Source organism: Escherichia sp. WS547 (assembly GCF_046486065.1).
Taxonomy (GTDB): Bacteria; Pseudomonadota; Gammaproteobacteria; order Enterobacterales; family Enterobacteriaceae; genus Escherichia; species Escherichia coli.
This window is the reverse complement of the sequence record NZ_JBJQMA010000018.1, coordinates 71779-89036: the sequence shown is the minus strand read 5'-3', so window position 1 is coordinate 89036 and position 17258 is coordinate 71779. Positions and strand designations below refer to the sequence as shown.

Annotated in this window: 18 protein-coding genes; 6 read left to right on the top strand and 12 right to left on the bottom strand. The window is 50.7% G+C overall.

Features of this window, described 5'->3' with window-relative positions:
- The first annotated feature begins 2 nt into the window (after nucleotides 1–2).
- The 3 genes from entH to ACJHWK_RS16435 all read left to right on the top strand — a co-directional run bounded on the left by entH (nucleotide 3) and on the right by ACJHWK_RS16435 (nucleotide 3012).
- Nucleotides 3–416 (top strand): proofreading thioesterase EntH, encoded by a 414-nt coding sequence (entH, locus tag ACJHWK_RS16445; protein WP_000637936.1) that lies wholly within the window; start codon nucleotides 3–5, stop codon nucleotides 414–416.
- Between the two features lie 180 nt (nucleotides 417–596).
- Nucleotides 597–2702 carry a pyruvate/proton symporter CstA gene (gene cstA / locus ACJHWK_RS16440; protein WP_001043157.1) on the top strand — a complete coding sequence of 702 codons (2106 nt, stop codon included), beginning with the start codon at nucleotides 597–599 and terminating at the stop codon, nucleotides 2700–2702.
- A gap of 112 nt (nucleotides 2703–2814) precedes the next feature.
- On the top strand, nucleotides 2815–3012 hold the full coding sequence (locus tag ACJHWK_RS16435) for a YbdD/YjiX family protein (RefSeq protein ID WP_000460431.1): 198 nt from the start codon (nucleotides 2815–2817) through the stop codon (nucleotides 3010–3012).
- A 9-nt stretch (nucleotides 3013–3021) separates the two neighbouring features.
- Here the strand turns inward: ACJHWK_RS16435 and hcxA are convergent, their stop codons facing one another.
- Nucleotides 3022–4110, bottom strand: a complete 1089-nt coding sequence (hcxA, locus tag ACJHWK_RS16430; RefSeq protein ID WP_001120473.1) for a hydroxycarboxylate dehydrogenase HcxA — start codon at nucleotides 4108–4110, stop codon at nucleotides 3022–3024.
- A 107-nt stretch (nucleotides 4111–4217) separates the two neighbouring features.
- Between hcxA and ybdL the strand changes: the two genes are divergently transcribed.
- On the top strand, nucleotides 4218–5378 hold the full coding sequence (gene ybdL, locus ACJHWK_RS16425) for a methionine-oxo-acid transaminase (RefSeq protein WP_000183951.1): 1161 nt from the start codon (nucleotides 4218–4220) through the stop codon (nucleotides 5376–5378).
- Here ybdL and ACJHWK_RS16420 read toward each other — a convergent pair whose 3' ends face one another.
- From ACJHWK_RS16420 to dsbG, 4 genes are all read right to left on the bottom strand, one after another.
- Nucleotides 5379–6008: an IbrB-like domain-containing protein gene (locus ACJHWK_RS16420; protein ID WP_000502941.1), complete on the bottom strand. Its 630-nt coding sequence runs from the start codon at nucleotides 6006–6008 to the stop codon at nucleotides 5379–5381.
- The gene (locus ACJHWK_RS16415; protein ID WP_000029780.1) at nucleotides 5981–7201 is read right to left on the bottom strand and encodes a phosphoadenosine phosphosulfate reductase; all 1221 of its coding nucleotides are present in this window, start codon (nucleotides 7199–7201) and stop codon (nucleotides 5981–5983) included. Before ACJHWK_RS16415 ends, ACJHWK_RS16420 begins: the two co-directional genes overlap by 28 nt.
- Before the next feature lie 146 nt (nucleotides 7202–7347).
- Nucleotides 7348–8250: a DNA-binding transcriptional repressor CitR gene (gene citR, locus ACJHWK_RS16410; RefSeq protein WP_001366450.1), complete on the bottom strand. Its 903-nt coding sequence runs from the start codon at nucleotides 8248–8250 to the stop codon at nucleotides 7348–7350.
- Between the two features lie 207 nt (nucleotides 8251–8457).
- On the bottom strand, nucleotides 8458–9204 hold the full coding sequence (gene dsbG, locus ACJHWK_RS16405) for a thiol:disulfide interchange protein DsbG (protein ID WP_001522530.1): 747 nt from the start codon (nucleotides 9202–9204) through the stop codon (nucleotides 8458–8460).
- Nucleotides 9205–9575: 371 nt separating this feature from the next.
- Here dsbG and ahpC point away from each other — a divergent pair, with 371 nt between their 5' ends.
- Entirely contained in the window at nucleotides 9576–10139 is a 564-nt protein-coding gene (gene ahpC / locus ACJHWK_RS16400) for an alkyl hydroperoxide reductase subunit C (protein WP_000052796.1), read from the top strand.
- 170 nt (nucleotides 10140–10309) lie between these two features.
- A complete protein-coding gene (gene ahpF, locus ACJHWK_RS16395) occupies nucleotides 10310–11875 on the top strand; it encodes an alkyl hydroperoxide reductase subunit F (protein WP_032142912.1) in 1566 nt (521 codons plus the stop codon).
- Between the two features lie 120 nt (nucleotides 11876–11995).
- On the opposite strand, the gene uspG is transcribed toward ahpF, so the two are convergent.
- From uspG to citX, 7 genes are all read right to left on the bottom strand, one after another.
- Nucleotides 11996–12424, bottom strand: a complete 429-nt coding sequence (gene uspG / locus ACJHWK_RS16390; RefSeq protein WP_000278505.1) for a universal stress protein UspG — start codon at nucleotides 12422–12424, stop codon at nucleotides 11996–11998.
- 123 nt (nucleotides 12425–12547) lie between these two features.
- Nucleotides 12548–12637: a small membrane protein YldA gene (gene yldA, locus ACJHWK_RS16385; protein ID WP_001287361.1), complete on the bottom strand. Its 90-nt coding sequence runs from the start codon at nucleotides 12635–12637 to the stop codon at nucleotides 12548–12550.
- Nucleotides 12638–12779: 142 nt separating this feature from the next.
- A complete protein-coding gene (gene rnk, locus ACJHWK_RS16380; protein WP_000089731.1) occupies nucleotides 12780–13190 on the bottom strand; it encodes a nucleoside diphosphate kinase regulator in 411 nt (136 codons plus the stop codon).
- Nucleotides 13191–13419: 229 nt separating this feature from the next.
- The gene (rna, locus tag ACJHWK_RS16375) at nucleotides 13420–14226 is read right to left on the bottom strand and encodes a ribonuclease I (RefSeq protein ID WP_170886111.1); all 807 of its coding nucleotides are present in this window, start codon (nucleotides 14224–14226) and stop codon (nucleotides 13420–13422) included.
- Between the two features lie 113 nt (nucleotides 14227–14339).
- Nucleotides 14340–15803 carry a citrate/succinate antiporter CitT gene (citT, locus tag ACJHWK_RS16370; RefSeq protein ID WP_000050323.1) on the bottom strand — a complete coding sequence of 488 codons (1464 nt, stop codon included), beginning with the start codon at nucleotides 15801–15803 and terminating at the stop codon, nucleotides 14340–14342.
- Nucleotides 15804–15852: 49 nt separating this feature from the next.
- Nucleotides 15853–16731, bottom strand: coding sequence for a triphosphoribosyl-dephospho-CoA synthase CitG (citG, locus tag ACJHWK_RS16365; RefSeq protein ID WP_001522532.1), 879 nt, complete (start codon nucleotides 16729–16731; stop codon nucleotides 15853–15855).
- Entirely contained in the window at nucleotides 16706–17257 is a 552-nt protein-coding gene (gene citX / locus ACJHWK_RS16360) for a citrate lyase holo-[acyl-carrier protein] synthase (protein ID WP_000550409.1), read from the bottom strand. The genes citG and citX overlap by 26 nt, the downstream gene beginning before the upstream one ends.
- Nucleotide 17258 lies beyond the last annotated feature (1 nt).

Sequence of the window (17258 nt, the reverse complement as noted above, 5' to 3'; positions counted from 1 at the left end):
GCATGATCTGGAAACGCCATTTAACGCTCGACGAGCTGAACGCCACCAGCGATAACACAATGGTGGCGCATCTGGGAATCGTTTACACCCGTCTGGACGATGATGTGCTGGAAGCCGAAATGCCGGTTGATACCCGTACTCATCAGCCGTTTGGCCTGCTGCATGGCGGCGCGTCGGCGGCGCTGGCGGAAACGCTGGGATCGATGGCCGGATTTATGATGACTCGCGACGGACAGTGTGTGGTGGGCACAGAACTTAATGCAACACACCATCGCCCGGTGTCTGAGGGAAAGGTACGCGGTGTCTGCCAGCCGCTGCATCTTGGGCGGCAAAATCAGAGCTGGGAAATCGTCGTTTTCGATGAACAGGGGCGGCGTTGCTGCACCTGTCGGCTGGGTACGGCAGTTTTGGGATGAACCCGACAGAATTAAATGAGATTGCAGGAAAACTCGGTTAACGGAGTGATCGAGTTAACATTGTTAAGTTAAATATTGGTTTCAACTCCGATTTACATGGTTGCTGTGTTGTTAAATTGCACAAAGATGTTATAGAAACAAAATGTAACATCTCTATGGACACGCACACGGATAACAACTATGAACAAATCAGGGAAATACCTCGTCTGGACAGTGCTCTCTGTAATGGGAGCATTTGCTCTGGGATACATTGCTTTAAATCGTGGGGAACAGATCAACGCGCTGTGGATTGTGGTGGCGTCGGTCTGTATCTATCTGATCGCTTACCGTTTTTATGGCCTGTATATCGCCAAAAATGTGCTGGCAGTTGACCCGACGCGTATGACGCCAGCTGTGCGCCATAACGACGGGCTGGACTATGTGCCGACGGACAAGAAAGTGCTGTTCGGTCACCATTTTGCGGCCATTGCCGGAGCTGGCCCGCTGGTGGGGCCGGTACTGGCGGCGCAAATGGGTTACCTGCCAGGGATGATCTGGCTGCTTGCCGGGGTGGTTCTTGCCGGTGCGGTGCAGGATTTCATGGTGCTGTTTGTTTCCACGCGCCGCGATGGTCGCTCGCTGGGTGAGCTGGTCAAAGAGGAGATGGGGCCAACCGCCGGGGTGATTGCGCTGGTGGCCTGCTTTATGATCATGGTCATTATCCTTGCCGTGCTGGCGATGATCGTGGTGAAAGCCCTGACCCATAGCCCGTGGGGAACGTATACCGTTGCGTTCACCATTCCGCTGGCGCTGTTTATGGGGATCTACCTGCGCTATCTGCGTCCGGGGCGTATTGGCGAAGTGTCGGTCATCGGCCTGGTGTTCCTGATTTTCGCCATTATCTCTGGCGGCTGGGTGGCAGAAAGTCCGACCTGGGCACCGTACTTTGACTTTACCGGCGTGCAGCTGACCTGGATGCTGGTGGGTTACGGTTTTGTGGCGGCGGTGCTGCCGGTGTGGCTGTTGCTGGCCCCGCGCGACTACCTCTCAACCTTCCTGAAAATCGGGACCATCGTCGGTCTGGCGGTAGGCATTTTGATTATGCGCCCGACGCTGACCATGCCTGCGCTAACTAAATTTGTCGATGGCACTGGCCCGGTATGGACCGGTAACCTGTTCCCGTTCCTGTTTATCACCATCGCTTGTGGCGCGGTGTCTGGCTTCCATGCGCTGATCTCTTCCGGTACCACGCCGAAGATGCTGGCGAACGAAGGGCAGGCGTGTTTTATCGGCTACGGCGGGATGTTAATGGAATCCTTCGTAGCGATTATGGCGCTGGTTTCCGCCTGTATCATCGATCCGGGTGTGTACTTCGCTATGAACAGCCCGATGGCGGTGCTGGCTCCGGCAGGTACGGCGGATGTGGTCGCTTCTGCAGCGCAAGTGGTGAGTAGCTGGGGATTTAGCATTACACCAGATACGCTCAACCAGATTGCCAGCGAAGTGGGTGAACAGTCGATCATTTCCCGTGCGGGCGGTGCGCCGACGCTGGCGGTGGGGATGGCCTACATTCTGCACGGCGCGCTGGGCGGCATGATGGATGTGGCGTTCTGGTATCACTTCGCCATTTTGTTTGAAGCACTGTTTATTCTGACGGCGGTGGATGCAGGTACGCGTGCTGCGCGCTTTATGTTGCAGGATCTGCTGGGCGTGGTGTCTCCGGGCCTGAAACGGACCGATTCACTGCCTGCTAACCTGCTGGCAACGGCGCTGTGCGTGCTGGCGTGGGGCTACTTCCTGCATCAGGGCGTGGTCGATCCGCTGGGCGGTATTAACACCTTGTGGCCGCTGTTTGGTATTGCCAACCAGATGCTGGCAGGGATGGCGCTGATGCTCTGTGCCGTAGTGTTGTTCAAAATGAAACGTCAACGTTACGCCTGGGTGGCGCTGGTACCAACGGCCTGGCTGCTGATTTGTACTCTGACCGCAGGCTGGCAGAAAGCGTTTAGCCCGGATGCGAAAGTCGGCTTCCTGGCGATTGCTAACAAGTTCCAGGCAATGATCGACAGCGGCAATATTCCGTCGCAGTATACTGAGTCACAACTGGCGCAACTGGTATTCAACAACCGTCTGGATGCCGGGTTAACCATCTTCTTTATGGTGGTCGTGGTGGTTCTGGCGCTGTTCTCGATTAAGACGGCACTGGCGGCATTGAAAGAGCCGAAGCCAACGGCGAAAGAAACGCCGTATGAGCCAATGCCGGAAAATGTCGAGGAGATCGTGGCGCAGGCGAAAGGCGCGCACTAAAGTCAGAGTGAGGGGGGATGTGCTGAGCGTTCCCCTTACTCTCAGCCCGAGCGTGTTGATAGCAATTAAGCCCTCTTAATTCAGGAGGGCATTTGTATTACCGGAGGTTTAGATGTTTGATTCACTGGCAAAAGCCGGAAAATATTTAGGTCAGGCGGCGAAGCTGATGATTGGTATGCCTGATTACGACAACTATGTCGAACATATGCGGGTTAACCATCCCGATCAAACGCCGATGACCTACGAGGAGTTTTTCCGTGAGCGGCAGGACGCGCGCTACGGTGGAAAAGGCGGCGCGCGCTGCTGCTAAATGTGTACGTCAGGCTTTAAACGATTCCACTTTTTCGAACGCTGCACGCAACGTATCCGGTGTCAGCGTGACCGGCAGGTAATGAATGGATTCCACCGGGCGCAAGGTGTGGGCAATCACTTTGTCGATCTCCGCCTGATTATTGATATCCACTTCCAGCTCCGCCAGCGTAGTCGGCAGATGAAAACGCTGATACGCCTCTGTTAATTGCGCCAGCACATCATCCTGACCCAGCAAGGCGCTTTGCACCAGAATTCCGTAGGCGACTTTGGTGCCGTGAAGAAACTTCTCGGTTTGCGGCAGCACGGTCAGACCGTTATGCACGGCATGGGCCGCCGCCACACGCGTAAAACGATCGCCCAGACCACCGACCATTCCACCTCCGGCGATAATCGCATCCACCACATCGCAAAATGATTGCGTTAACTGGTGATTTTGCTGATCGGCAAGCGCCTGTTCGCTACTGTTTAACAAGACGTCGCGAATGGCCTGCGCATTATTGATCCCCAGTCGCACGGTTAGCGGCAACGTTTCTGGTTGCGGGGCCAGCACCACCGCTTCATACCATTTCGCCAGCGTGTCACCGATCCCCGCCAGCAGATATTCTTGCGGCGCATTGAGGATAATCTCTGGCTCCACCAGCACCATAAAATTGGCGTCGTCGAAAATCTCATAATGCAGCGCCTGTCCGGCATCGTTATACCAGACGGAGAGCGGTGTCCAGGCGGCGCAGGTGGCGGCGATCGTCGGAACGGCAACAAACGGCAGACCGAGACGGCGGGCGAGGGCTTTCGCGGTGTCGAGCAGTGCGCCGCCGCCGACGCCAATCACCACGCTGCGATCGTCACCGGACTCAGCCGCCAGTTGTTGTACATCGCTTTCGCTGCAATGGCCGCGAAACAAAATATGCTTTGCCCCTGGCAGTTCAAACGCTGGCGGAAGTTTTGTTTGCGCCGCAGCAATGGCGCGTTCGCCGTAGATCCACACCGCGCGAGAAAGTTGTTCATCAGTGAAAAAATCGTGCAGGTGATTGAGACTGCCGGGATGTGAAAAGTAGTTAGCCGGGCCGACGACCACGCGGATAGGATTGTGAGGCATGTTGTGTTGTCCTTATTGTTTTATTTAGACATCTAAACGTCTTGATTGCCAAATACTAGCATCGTGTTATAGTGCCTTCAACACAACTTCGTCAGGCACAATAAAAAATGACAAATAACCCTCTGATTCCACAAAGCAAACTTCCACAACTTGGCACCACTATTTTCACCCAGATGAGCGCGCTGGCGCAGCAACACCAGGCGATTAACCTTTCGCAAGGCTTTCCTGATTTTGATGGTCCGCGCTATTTGCAGGAGCGGCTGGCGTACCATGTTGACCAGGGGGCAAACCAATACGCGCCTATGACTGGCGTGCAGGCCTTGCGCGAGGCGATTGCTCAGAAAACGGAACGTCTGTATGGCTATCAACCGGATGCCGATAGTGATATCACCGTAACGGCAGGGGCGACGGAAGCGTTATATGCAGCGATTACCGCATTGGTGCGCAATGGTGATGAAGTGATCTGCTTTGATCCCAGCTATGACAGTTACGCGCCCGCCATCGCGCTTTCGGGGGGAATAGTGAAACGTATTGCACTGCAACCACCGCATTTTCGCGTGGACTGGCAGGAATTTGCCGCATTGTTAAGCGAGCGCACCCGACTGGTGATCCTCAACACCCCGCATAACCCCAGTGCAACTGTCTGGCAGCAGGCTGATTTCGCCGCTTTGTGGCAGGCAATTGCCGGGCACGAGATTTTTGTCATTAGCGATGAAGTTTACGAGCACATCAACTTTTCACAACAGGGCCATGCCAGCGTGCAGGCGCATCCGCAGTTGCGTGAGCGGGCGGTGGCGGTGTCATCGTTTGGCAAGACCTATCATATGACCGGCTGGAAAGTGGGTTATTGCGTTGCGCCAGCGCCCATCAGTGCCGAAATTCGCAAGGTACATCAGTATCTGACCTTTTCGGTGAATACCCCGGCACAGCTGGCGCTTGCCGATATGCTACGTGCAGAACCTGAGCATTATCTTGCGTTACCGGACTTTTATCGCCAGAAGCGCGATATTCTGGTGAATGCCTTAAATGAAAGCCGGCTGGAGATTTTACCGTGCGAAGGTACATACTTTTTGCTGGTGGATTACAGCGCCGTATCTACCCTGGATGACGTTGAGTTTTGCCAGTGGCTGACGCAGGAGCACGGCGTAGCGGCGATTCCGCTATCGGTGTTTTGCGCCGATCCCTTCCCACATAAACTGATTCGTCTCTGTTTTGCCAAGAAGGAATCGACGTTGCTGGCAGCAGCTGAACGCCTGCGCCAGCTTTAGCTATTTAACCGTCCAGGCGCGGGAATATTGACGGTCGGCAAACAACTCTTGCAGGCCGTTAATTTGCTTCAGGCGTAGCACTTCGTCGCTGTCCATTCCCAGCTCTTTGCCAATTTTATTATCGTCCCATCCCAACTGGCTGAGTTCACGGACGATTTCTGACATGGCAGTGATTTGGTGACGTCCACGAGCGCGGTTATGACGAATAGTCGCGGCGATGCGTTGATTACGCGTACCTTCCAGACAGGTCACCGGCAAATAACCTTTTAAGCGTAATTTTAACGATGATGAGCCTTTACCAATTTCATGGCGGTGAAAACCATCCACGATTTCCAGGGCATTTTTATCCGTATGCGTGACCACAATGGGTTGGGTAAAACCATCTATTTCAATGGATTTTTTCAGCAGTTTTTTTTCGGGTGGTGCCACGTTGTTTGGGTTGTAATCATTAGGCATAAGTTGGCTGTTTTTAACCCACAGAACGCAATCCACTGGCTCTTCTCGAAAGGGGCTAACCTGATGGATCGCCATGCGGATTTCATTAATCGCTTTGATGCGATCGTCTTCCGGCAAGCTGGCGAGAAATTGGGTTAAATCCTGCGTTAATCGTTGTTGCATAGTATCCCCCATTCCTGACGTTTTCCTTTTATTCGTTCGTTATAACGCTGATAGTTCTTCGCTTTGGTCGGGCTAAATGATAATGCCCGACACCAGTAATCGTTATTGAGTAAAACTTTGCATATTCGCCGCCAGGAGGGGATATCTTTCGCGCCAATGTCCCCTTGCTGGGTTTGTGGAACCTCGATGCCTTTTTTCTGATACCAGTGCAAATAAATGGCGATTTTATTGCGATAATGCTCAGCTGTTTTCTCCGGCATGCTGTTGAGTAGCAATAATGCATACTCCTGCCAGTCTAAATGTTCGGGCTTGAGGATTTTCCGATGACCATAAAAATGGTTGTCATGTCCGGCGTAAATGCCGCCACTTTTTACCCCGCTGACTCGTGCGCACATAGCAGCCCAGCGATCCGGTTCGATAACGTGATAGAGCCATAATCCTTGCCGTTGTTCCGGACCAAAAGGTTCGCAAATTCGCATATGACGTAGAGGAACGCCTGCCTGATACATTATATTATACAGTGGGTTACAGAGGCGTTGATGGCTAGCATACCAGGTCCAGATATCAGCGACTTTCCAGTCGTAGATGGGGTAAATGTACCAGCTATGACCGCCTGGTGCGGCAGTAGTCCAGGGCTTATCATCGGCAAAACGTTGTTTATTTAAACTGGCGATGGCGACAAAACGGTTGTAGGACTCATCCGCACGGATGCCGATCATCATCGCCGCCGGACGTTTTTGCGAAAACCATTCGGCAAACTCACGCACAAATTGTTCGAAGGTCATGCCAGGCTGGTAAAAGGAGAAAAAGTCAGGATCGGTTATCGCATCTTGCGGGGGCTGACGTACCCATTCGACATCAGGTTCCCAGCACTGCCATTCGGGTTGGTATTGTGATAGGGAATTTTGCGTTGTAAGCGGGAGCGCAATCCAGTAAAACTCTTCGATGACATCGGTGTACAACTCGCGCAGAGACTGAACATAGTTAATGGTGCAAGAGAACTGAGCTTCCCAGTCGATAAATAAAACACAAATTTTTTTGCCCATTTGTCGGGCAAGTTCGGCGGTCAGATGCAGCATTAATCCGGAATCTTTACCACCCGAAAAAGAAACGCAGACGCGGGGTAGGGTGTTAAGTGTCCAGGTAATACGTTCTTTTGCAGCTTCCAGAATATTCAGTGGAAGCGGGATTTTATAAATAGACATCTGAAAACGCTCTCTGAACGTTACGGGGTGACTCGTGAGATGAATCCGTTAATTATAGGGTAAACGAAGCAAGATAGAGCACATTATTTTATATTCACACAATGAATTAATTGATGCGTAATATAACATTTATCCGTGGTAATAAATCAGAAGCTATCATTTAAACGATCTATGAATCGTGAGAAGACAAGGTTGTTCAACGAAGCCTTGTTATAGGAAATATAAAGTTTAACCGCAGGAAGTGGTCGTTCCAGTTTTATCTCTTGTAACTTCAAAAAATCACGATGTAAATCGTACAGTTCGGTGGGCACAATGCCCAATAAGTCAGTAACAGAAATACTATTAATTATCGTCAACAAAGAAGAACTGCGAAATGAAACTTTACGGTTCATAAAACGTTCATCTATGTCCATTTGAATTTCGTCAATCCCTGCTGATTTAGATATCAACAAGGTGAATTCTTCGGCGATAATTTGTTCATAGTTACTGGTATCGGTAATACGAGGATGTTTGTTGCTACATATAAGAGAATTGCGAATAGTATGTAACGGCATGCAGATGACAGAGCGGCTAATTACTGGTTGTAGTGTAATTGCCAGGTCAGTTTTGCGTTGAACCAACAGTTCTTCGGCATTTTCAGCTGAAAGCAGTATGTCATGGCATTCTATATCGATTGAAGTATCTTGTCTAAGACAGCGGATTAGCATGTTGTTATTAGTACAAGAAATAAGCTGAGGACCGTAGATAATAAAATTTTTCTTTAGCTCAGACTTATTAACAATATTGATCGTTTGTTCAATGCCTCTGAGATTTTTCTCAAGATGATGATGCAGATTTAACCCTGTCGTAGTCGGCGCGATACCTTTCCCTGAGCGAATGAATAACGGGTCATTAAATTGCGCACGTAAACGTTGTAACGACTGACTAACAGCAGAGGGCGTTATATATAATGATTCTGCCGCTTTACTAATGCTGAGATGTTGATAAATACACTCAAATATGACCAGTAAATTCAGATCAAATTTTTTTAGGTCATAAAGATTCGCCATAACATACTCCGTTATATTATCTCTTCTATAAATCATTCATTTGTTCAATAATGTTGCTGTTGTATTTATTTGTATTATGTTTTTTTGCTTAACTCAGAATTAAGTTTTTCTAAAATAGCACAGCCACTTAGGGCAGAGCGAGCAATTCATGCTTTTTTAGGATGGTTGAAAAGCAGAGATATATTTCAACCATCCATGAGTTATCTTTTATTTATTCCCCATAATGATATTAAGCGTTTTCTGATCGGGCAACCCCACGGCCTGTTGCAGTGTATTTTCCTTACTCATGTAATAGATAGCTGGCGTGACATTTGCCCCCAGATCGTCCATCAGTTTCTCGTTGTCGCTTAACACTTTCATTTGCTCTGTACTTACGTTTGCAGGCACGTTTAGCTTAAGCTTGCCACCAGAGGCTTCATATTCTTGCCAGGTTTTTGCGGGATCTTTGGAGGCAAGAATTGCCGCTGTTGTCGCCGGGCTTTCTGGCTTGATAACGCCAACCAACAATGTTCTTAATTGCACTTTGCCAGAATCAACCCACGGGCGAGCCTGCTGCCAGAACTGTTTACAATATGGGCAGAACGGATCGGCGAAGACGTAGACAATGACCGGCGCGTCTTTTTTACCGTCGAGGAGCCAGTGGGATTGTTCCATCCGTTGCCACATTTCGCGCCCGGCTGGTGCGTAAATTTCTTTTTCGATAAGTGTGTTACTCAGGTTTTCACCTTTCTCGTTGTACATGTAACCGGAGATAGCGTGCTTACCATCTGGAGTCAGGTAGATGGTGACGCCCATATCCTGATACTTGCCGAGATAACCTTTCATTCCTCCGGGAGCATCGAACGTTTTGATGATTGTAATGCCCTGTTTTTCAATCGCTTTTACTGGATCAGGAAGTTCCTCTGCGAAGGCGATTGCAGGAAGCAGAGCCAGTAAAAGTATCTTTTTTAACATTAATTTGTCCTTTTCAGTCAGTGCAAAAGTCGGGTAAAAGGCATAACCTATCACTGTCATAGGTAAGAGCTTAGATCAGGTGATTGCCCTTTGTTTATGAGGGTGTTGTAATCCATGTCGTTGTTGCATTTGTAAGGGCAACACCTCAGCCTGCAGGCAGGCGCTGAAGATACCAAAGGGTAGTTCAGATTACACGGTCACCTGGAAAGGGGGCCATTTTACTTTTTATCGCCGCTGGCGGTGCAAAGTTCACAAAGTTGTCTTACGAAGGTTGTAAGGTAAAACTTATCGATTTGATAATGGAAACGCATTAGCCGAATCGGCAAAAATTGGTTACCTTACATCTCATCGAAAACACGGAGGAAGTATAGATGTCCTTGATTAACACCAAAATTAAACCTTTTAAAAACCAGGCATTCAAAAACGGCGAATTCATCGAAATCACCGAAAAAGATACCGAAGGCCGCTGGAGCGTCTTCTTCTTCTACCCGGCTGACTTTACTTTCGTATGCCCGACCGAACTGGGTGACGTTGCTGACCACTACGAAGAACTGCAGAAACTGGGCGTAGACGTATACGCAGTATCTACCGATACTCACTTCACCCACAAAGCATGGCACAGCAGCTCTGAAACCATCGCTAAAATCAAATATGCGATGATCGGCGACCCGACTGGCGCCCTGACCCGTAACTTCGACAACATGCGTGAAGATGAAGGTCTGGCTGACCGTGCGACCTTCGTTGTTGACCCGCAGGGTATCATCCAGGCAATCGAAGTTACCGCTGAAGGCATTGGCCGTGACGCGTCTGACCTGCTGCGTAAAATCAAAGCAGCACAGTACGTAGCTTCTCACCCAGGTGAAGTTTGCCCGGCTAAATGGAAAGAAGGTGAAGCAACTCTGGCTCCGTCTCTGGACCTGGTTGGTAAAATCTAAATTTCCTTCGTCTTTCGCGCTACCAACTCCGGCGCGAAATACTTCGGAAATTCACCTAATTCTTCGGGTGCTGCGGCACCCGATTTTCTTCCCCGCACCATGATGCAAGCTGCATCCAGGTAGCCGCAGAGGCCGCTTGCATGATGATGTTTAAAGCCCAGGAGATAAACATGCTCGACACAAATATGAAAACTCAACTCAAGGCTTACCTTGAGAAATTGACCAAGCCTGTTGAGTTAATTGCCACGCTGGATGACAGCGCTAAATCGGCAGAAATCAAGGAACTGTTGGCTGAAATCGCAGAACTGTCAGACAAAGTCACCTTTAAAGAAGATAACAGCTTGCCAGTGCGTAAGCCGTCTTTCCTGATCACCAACCCAGGTTCCAACCAGGGGCCACGTTTTGCAGGCTCCCCGCTGGGCCACGAGTTTACCTCGCTGGTACTGGCGTTGCTGTGGACAGGTGGTCATCCGTCGAAAGAAGCGCAGTCTCTGCTGGAGCAGATTCGCCATATTGACGGTGATTTTGAATTCGAAACCTATTACTCGCTCTCTTGCCACAACTGCCCGGATGTGGTGCAGGCGCTGAACCTGATGAGCGTACTAAACCCGCGCATCAAGCACACTGCAATTGACGGCGGCACCTTCCAGAACGAAATCACCGATCGCAACGTGATGGGCGTTCCGGCAGTGTTCGTAAACGGGAAAGAGTTTGGTCAGGGTCGCATGACGTTGACTGAAATCGTCGCCAAAATTGATACTGGCGCGGAAAAACGTGCGGCAGAAGAGCTGAACAAGCGTGATGCTTATGACGTATTAATCGTCGGTTCCGGCCCGGCGGGCGCAGCGGCAGCAATTTACTCCGCACGTAAAGGCATCCGTACCGGTCTGATGGGCGAACGTTTTGGTGGTCAGATCCTCGATACCGTTGATATCGAAAACTACATTTCTGTACCGAAGACCGAAGGCCAGAAACTGGCAGGTGCGCTGAAAGTTCACGTTGATGAATACGACGTTGATGTGATCGACAGCCAGAGCGCCAGCAAACTGATCCCGGCAGCGGTTGAAGGCGGCCTGCATCAGATTGAAACAGCTTCTGGCGCGGTACTGAAAGCACGCAGCATTATCGTGGCGACCGGTGCAAAATGGCGCAACATGAACGTTCCGGGCGAAGATCAGTATCGCACCAAAGGCGTGACCTACTGCCCGCACTGCGACGGCCCGCTGTTTAAAGGCAAACGCGTAGCGGTTATCGGCGGCGGTAACTCCGGCGTGGAAGCGGCAATCGACCTGGCGGGTATCGTTGAGCACGTAACGCTGCTGGAATTTGCGCCAGAAATGAAAGCCGACCAGGTTCTGCAGGACAAACTGCGCAGCCTGAAAAACGTCGAAATTATTCTGAATGCGCAAACCACGGAAGTGAAAGGCGACGGCAGCAAAGTCGTTGGTCTGGAATATCGCGATCGTGTCAGCGGCGATATTCACAACATCGAACTGGCCGGTATTTTCGTCCAGATTGGTCTGCTGCCGAACACCAACTGGCTGGAAGGCGCAGTCGGACGTAACCGCATGGGTGAGATTATCATTGATGCGAAATGCGAAACCAACGTGAAAGGCGTGTTCGCAGCGGGTGACTGTACAACGGTTCCGTACAAGCAGATCATCATCGCCACTGGCGAAGGTGCCAAAGCCTCTCTGAGTGCTTTTGACTACCTGATTCGCACCAAAACAGCATAAGAAGAAGTAAGATTCACCTGCAATTGCTTAGCCGCCGGGGTCAAACCTGGCGGCTTTTTTATGGCAATAAAAAGCCCCGCCGGGATGGCTCCGGGCAGGGCGGGATATTTATTCTGGCAATTAACGCACAACCAGCACCGGCAGATTGGCGTGGCGGATCACGCTCGAGGCGTTAGAACCTAACAGATGGGTCGAAATCGATGGGTTGCGAGAACCGATAACTACAACATCAGCCCCCAGTTCTTCTGCCAACTCATTGACTTCATCCCGCACGCTACCAAAACGGACATGTTGCTTAATGCGGGAAGGATCGATGGTGAAGTGGCTGACCATCGTTTGCAGACGTTCTTCTGCTTCATGTTGCAGATGCTCTTCAAAACGACGCACATCAGCGGCAAAACGGTGCAGGCTCAGGCTGGCTGACCCCGGTAGTACGTGAAGTAGATGAATAACTCCGTCATCCTGGGCGAGGAATTCAGCGTGGCGAACCGCTTTGTCGCTCAATTCCATTTCGAAAACATCCACTGGCATGATGATTGTTTTGTACATAAGCATTCTCTCCTTGTTTTTGCATGTATACATAACAGCACATTATTGGTTATGAATCTATGATTTGCGAGGCTGATTTGATCTGAATTTGCTATTGAGCTGGAAAATAAATAAAACCAGGCGCTACCAGCGTTGTTCAAGGTATAGCACTGCAGCAACAATAATTGCTGCTATGAATATATAAAATGCAGTGATACCGAGAGCTTCGCTCATATGAGGTTCCGCAGATGAATAACCAGTTCAGATTAGAATGCTGCGCTTAAGAGCAAAATGATAAATCTGGTTGATATTTGAGCGGAAAGAGGATGCGAGTGCATCCTCTGGGCAAAGCGAGTTATCGCTTGTGCAGATGGGATTAAAGCAGGTAGTCGCCAGCAGCTTCTGGCTGGTATTCGAGTTCCAGCACTTCAAGGTGAGTTGCAACGCCGCCCGGAAGTTCCCAGTGAATGGAATCGCCAACGCGCAGCCCCAGCAGTGCAGCACCTACCGGAGCCATAACGGAAAGCTGAGTATTGCTGTCGGTCATTTTTGCCGGATACACTAGCGTGCGCACACGCACTTCGCCATCGCTAAGATTGCGGAATTTAACCCGGCTGTTCATTGTCACCACGTCGTGTGGCATCTCTTCTGGCGAACACATTTGGGCGCGATCCAACTCTGCGTTTAACGCGTCGGCGATTGGCAAACCAGCATAGGCGGGTTGCTCCAGCAGAATATCGATGCGTTCGGCATCCAGGTCGTTAATGATGATAGTTGGTCTGGACATTTTTACTCCATGTCGTCGGTACTGCGAGTGTCGCAGATAAACATACCCAAAAGAAAACCCTCACCGTCAGGCGGCGAGGGTTTAACTCACATGATGATACTGACTGTTGCTCACTCTTTGAAGTGATTTGCGTCACATTCAGGGAATTCCTCAATGTAGCGCATTATGTATAAATCTTAATCGTCATGGTTTATGGAAGACGAATTAGCGTGTTTTGTAAATCAGAGGATTAATAACCTGCTTTATCAATCACAAAGATTTTGCCACAGTTGCCTGGGTGTGGTTGTGGCAAGAATGAGTTGGCAGAAAGCGGAGCGTTGATGGCGTCAGCTTTGATCGAGATCTGAATTTCAGTCAAATACGCAGGGTTACCCTGGCACGTTAGCTTAACTGCTTTCACGTTCTCTTTTCCCCAGCTTTTGGCAAAGGCGGCATCAAAGTCACGGCGGCTCACTGTGTTACCGTAGTTATCCGCAAGGAATTTTCCGGCTTCGCTCTCTTTAATTTCTTGATTCAGGCGTACCATCGTGCCGAAGTATGCGTCTGGATCAAAACCAAAGCAGGCACCGTGTTTGGCATATTCGTAGCGTTCCAGGCAGGAACGTCCGCCAGCTCCTGGCATGACTTCACTTAGTTTAGCTGCCGTTTCCAGCGATAACCCGGTTTCCGGCGATGAACACATCCGGCTGGCACGTGCTTCTGGCAGATTCGGGATTGGGCGAGTAGCGCAACCGAAGCGCATCCAGCGGCGTTCATCAACACCACGGGCAGCAACCGATTTAGGCAATCCTGGCCACAGACCATGTACGGTCAGAAAATCAGCTTTGTTGGTCGTTTCGGTTTGCAGGCGACATTCATCTCGTTCGTTACGATTTCGATCGTGTTGACTCTGGCAAAATCCGGTTTGCCAGGAGAGGGCCAGGACATAGCGATCAAAATCGCCATACTGTTTTGCCTGCAACGCCACGGCGTTGGCAGAAGAGAAGGGAAGCAGAGAAACCGCGAGCAACGCGGCGTTACGCCAGAATGCTTTCATAATGGGTGTGGAACTCATACATATACTGAATACTATCTATTAAATCATAAAAAAGCCCGCCAGGTGGGCTTACCTGGCGGGCGTGATGATTTATTCAGCGTTTGGCGAACGTATTAGTTCCACATGGCGAGAATCGGCCAGCCAACCAACAGCAGCATAGAGATGTAAATCACCCCGAAGATTGCACCAAGTCGCCAGTAATCTTTTGATTTCACATAGCCACAGCCGTAAATAATCACCCCAGGACCGGTTGCATACGGCGTCAGACAGCCCATGATACCGATAGACAGCACCAGCAGGATACACAGTTGTTCCATTGGTACGCCCGGAATACCTTTACCGACGGCCAGAATAACCGGCAGCATGGTTGCGGTGTGCGCAGACAGGCTAGCAAACAGGTAGTGTGCAAAGTAGAACACCAGAACCAGTACAATCACCGTTGCGTTTGGTGAGAATCCTTCCAGGTGCGTACTCATGGTACCGGCGAACCAGTCAATAAAACCAGAACGAGTCAGGCCATTAGCCATCACAACCAGAGTTGCCAGGTTGACCAGTGTGTTCCATGCGCTGTTATAGCGGGTAATGTCTTTCCACGGCACAACGTGCAGGGCCAGCATTAGCGAAACTGCCAGCAGACCTACCGCAGTAGCATTAATGACTTCACTGCCAAATACCCACAAACCTAAGCTGAGCAATACAAGACCAATCAGCGTCCACTCTCTGCGCGTCAGCGCACCCATGGTTTTTAGTTCATCACCCGCCCAGGTTGCCACTTCTTCACTGTGTGTGATTTCCGGTTTGTACAGCACGTAGGAAAGCCACGGCGCAATGATAAGCAAGATAACCCCAACCGGCAGGAAGCAGAGGAACCACTGCAACCAGCTAATCTGGATACCGGCAATTTTGCTGACGAACTCCAGACCCAGTACGTTTGGTGCCGCACCGGTGACAAACATGGACGAACTCAGACTGGTACTAATGACCATCATCCACATCAAATAGCCGCCAATACGACGCGCGGACGGATCGTTCGGGAATGATTTAAACAGCGGCGGCAGGTTTTTAATGACCGGAAAAACCGTACCCCCGGTACGCGCGGTGTTGGACGGTGTAAACGGTGCCAGCAGAATGTCGATAATGACAATCGCATAACCCAACGTCAGCGTGCGTTTGCCCATGAATTTCACCAGGAAAAGGGCAATGCGACGACCTAACCCGGAAACTTCATACCCTAATGCAAAAATAAATGCGCCAAATACCAGCCATACCGTGGTGCTGGAAAAACCAGCCAGACCCCATTTCAGCGCCTGTTTTTGCGCATTAAACGCTGGGTCAGCTAATTCTTTGGCATCAAAGAGCAGGTAATTACTGCCAATAACGCAAATAGTAACCGCAATAAAACTGATCGCCGTTGCCGGAATTGGCTCGAGGATCATGCCGACAATCATTGCCACAAACACTGCAAAGTAATGCCACGCCTGCGGCGGCATACCGTCAGGTACAGGGATAAGAAACATGACACCCATCACCACCAGGGGCGCCAATAATTTCCATATATTATCTTTTGCTAAAGACATACGGGTTCTCCGACAATTAATATTCCAATTTTATCAAGTGCTTAAATAATTAAATCTGTGCTAAAAACCAAGTAAGGATCAGCAGGTCGGCACTGCCGCCTGGACTGAGATTTCGTTCGATACACTCTCTGTCGAACTGCCGGAGATAATCGAGATCGGCGGGGGTTCGGATGCCCCCTTTTTGCAATAATGTTTGCGCCTCGCGCTGTAGCCAGCGCAGGCCCCCCTCGCCACCGCGCGATGCAACGTTGGTATCGCCGTTGATCGCCATCAGTAGGAGTAAGGTATCGAGCAGTGCCAGTTCAGGATCTAACCCCTGATCCAGCAGAGTGAGGTAATGCGGCAGGGCGTGGTTGATCACCAGTGGATAACCCGCTTCGGCTTCACCGCGTGCGCCGGTAAGGCCAAGCTGCTGGTACAACCGTTGACCTGCCGTCAGTTGTGAATTATTGGTACGCAGTTCGCGATCGGTCAGGCCACGGCAGAAACTTGCCGCCGTCGCACAAATTGTTATTGGCGTTATCGACTGGTTGAGTTGAAGCAAACGGCCAATTGCCGCACACAGTAGCCCTAAAGAAAAAATGCTGCCTTTATGCGTGTTTACGCCCGCAGTGGCGCGGAACATATCACCTTCGCAAGCCATACCTATTGGGCGTAATCCGTGGAGTACCTCTTCTGGTGCCATTTCAGCACTACAGGCACCAAATTCAATGAAACGGGGTAACCAGCCCTGAATCGCCAGCGCGCTGCGGTGGAAATCTTCCAGCGCCATATCTTTATGCGCACCGCAGTTAATCCGATCCACGAGGCCTGGTTTCGGTGACAGATTGACTTCAGTCAGCATGGCGCGCCAGCCCAGCAGGGCGTACTCATCGATTAATGACGTCGCAAGCTTTGTGTTTTTAGTTGACGTTGCAGGCATCGACATCGTTCAGCAGCGCCTCCATGCGGTTGAGTAAATCGGTCAGTTGATGGGTTTTTCCACGCGCGCAAACAGCTGCGCTTTGCTCGCACAACAGGCAGCGGCGAGGCGGCAGTGAATAGTCGCGGCGGGAGAGAATTTCGCCTTCGGGTGTCAGGACATCGATATCCCATAACCGCCCGAGAGGATGACTATGTTCAAGCTCAATGGTGGCGAGCTTGAGGTCGCGAGCCGGGGCGGCAATGCTCAACATGCCCTCCGGCCCGCTGGCGGAAACCAGTGCAACCTGCTCCTGAATTTGCCAGCCCTGTTTTGCGGCTAAGGCACGCAAGGCTGTCACGCCATGATTAAAAATTCGGCGTGTGACCTCGCTGTCTTTAATCGGCCCAGGCGCAACCACGGTAAAGGAGACCAGTGGAACAGGATGGCGCTTGAGCCAGGCGTGTTGCCGTGCTTGCCTTTCATCCCGGCTGACGAGCAGCTCGGGAATTGACACCGCATGGTGGCTGGCGAGTTCAGGAAGCAGGTGCATG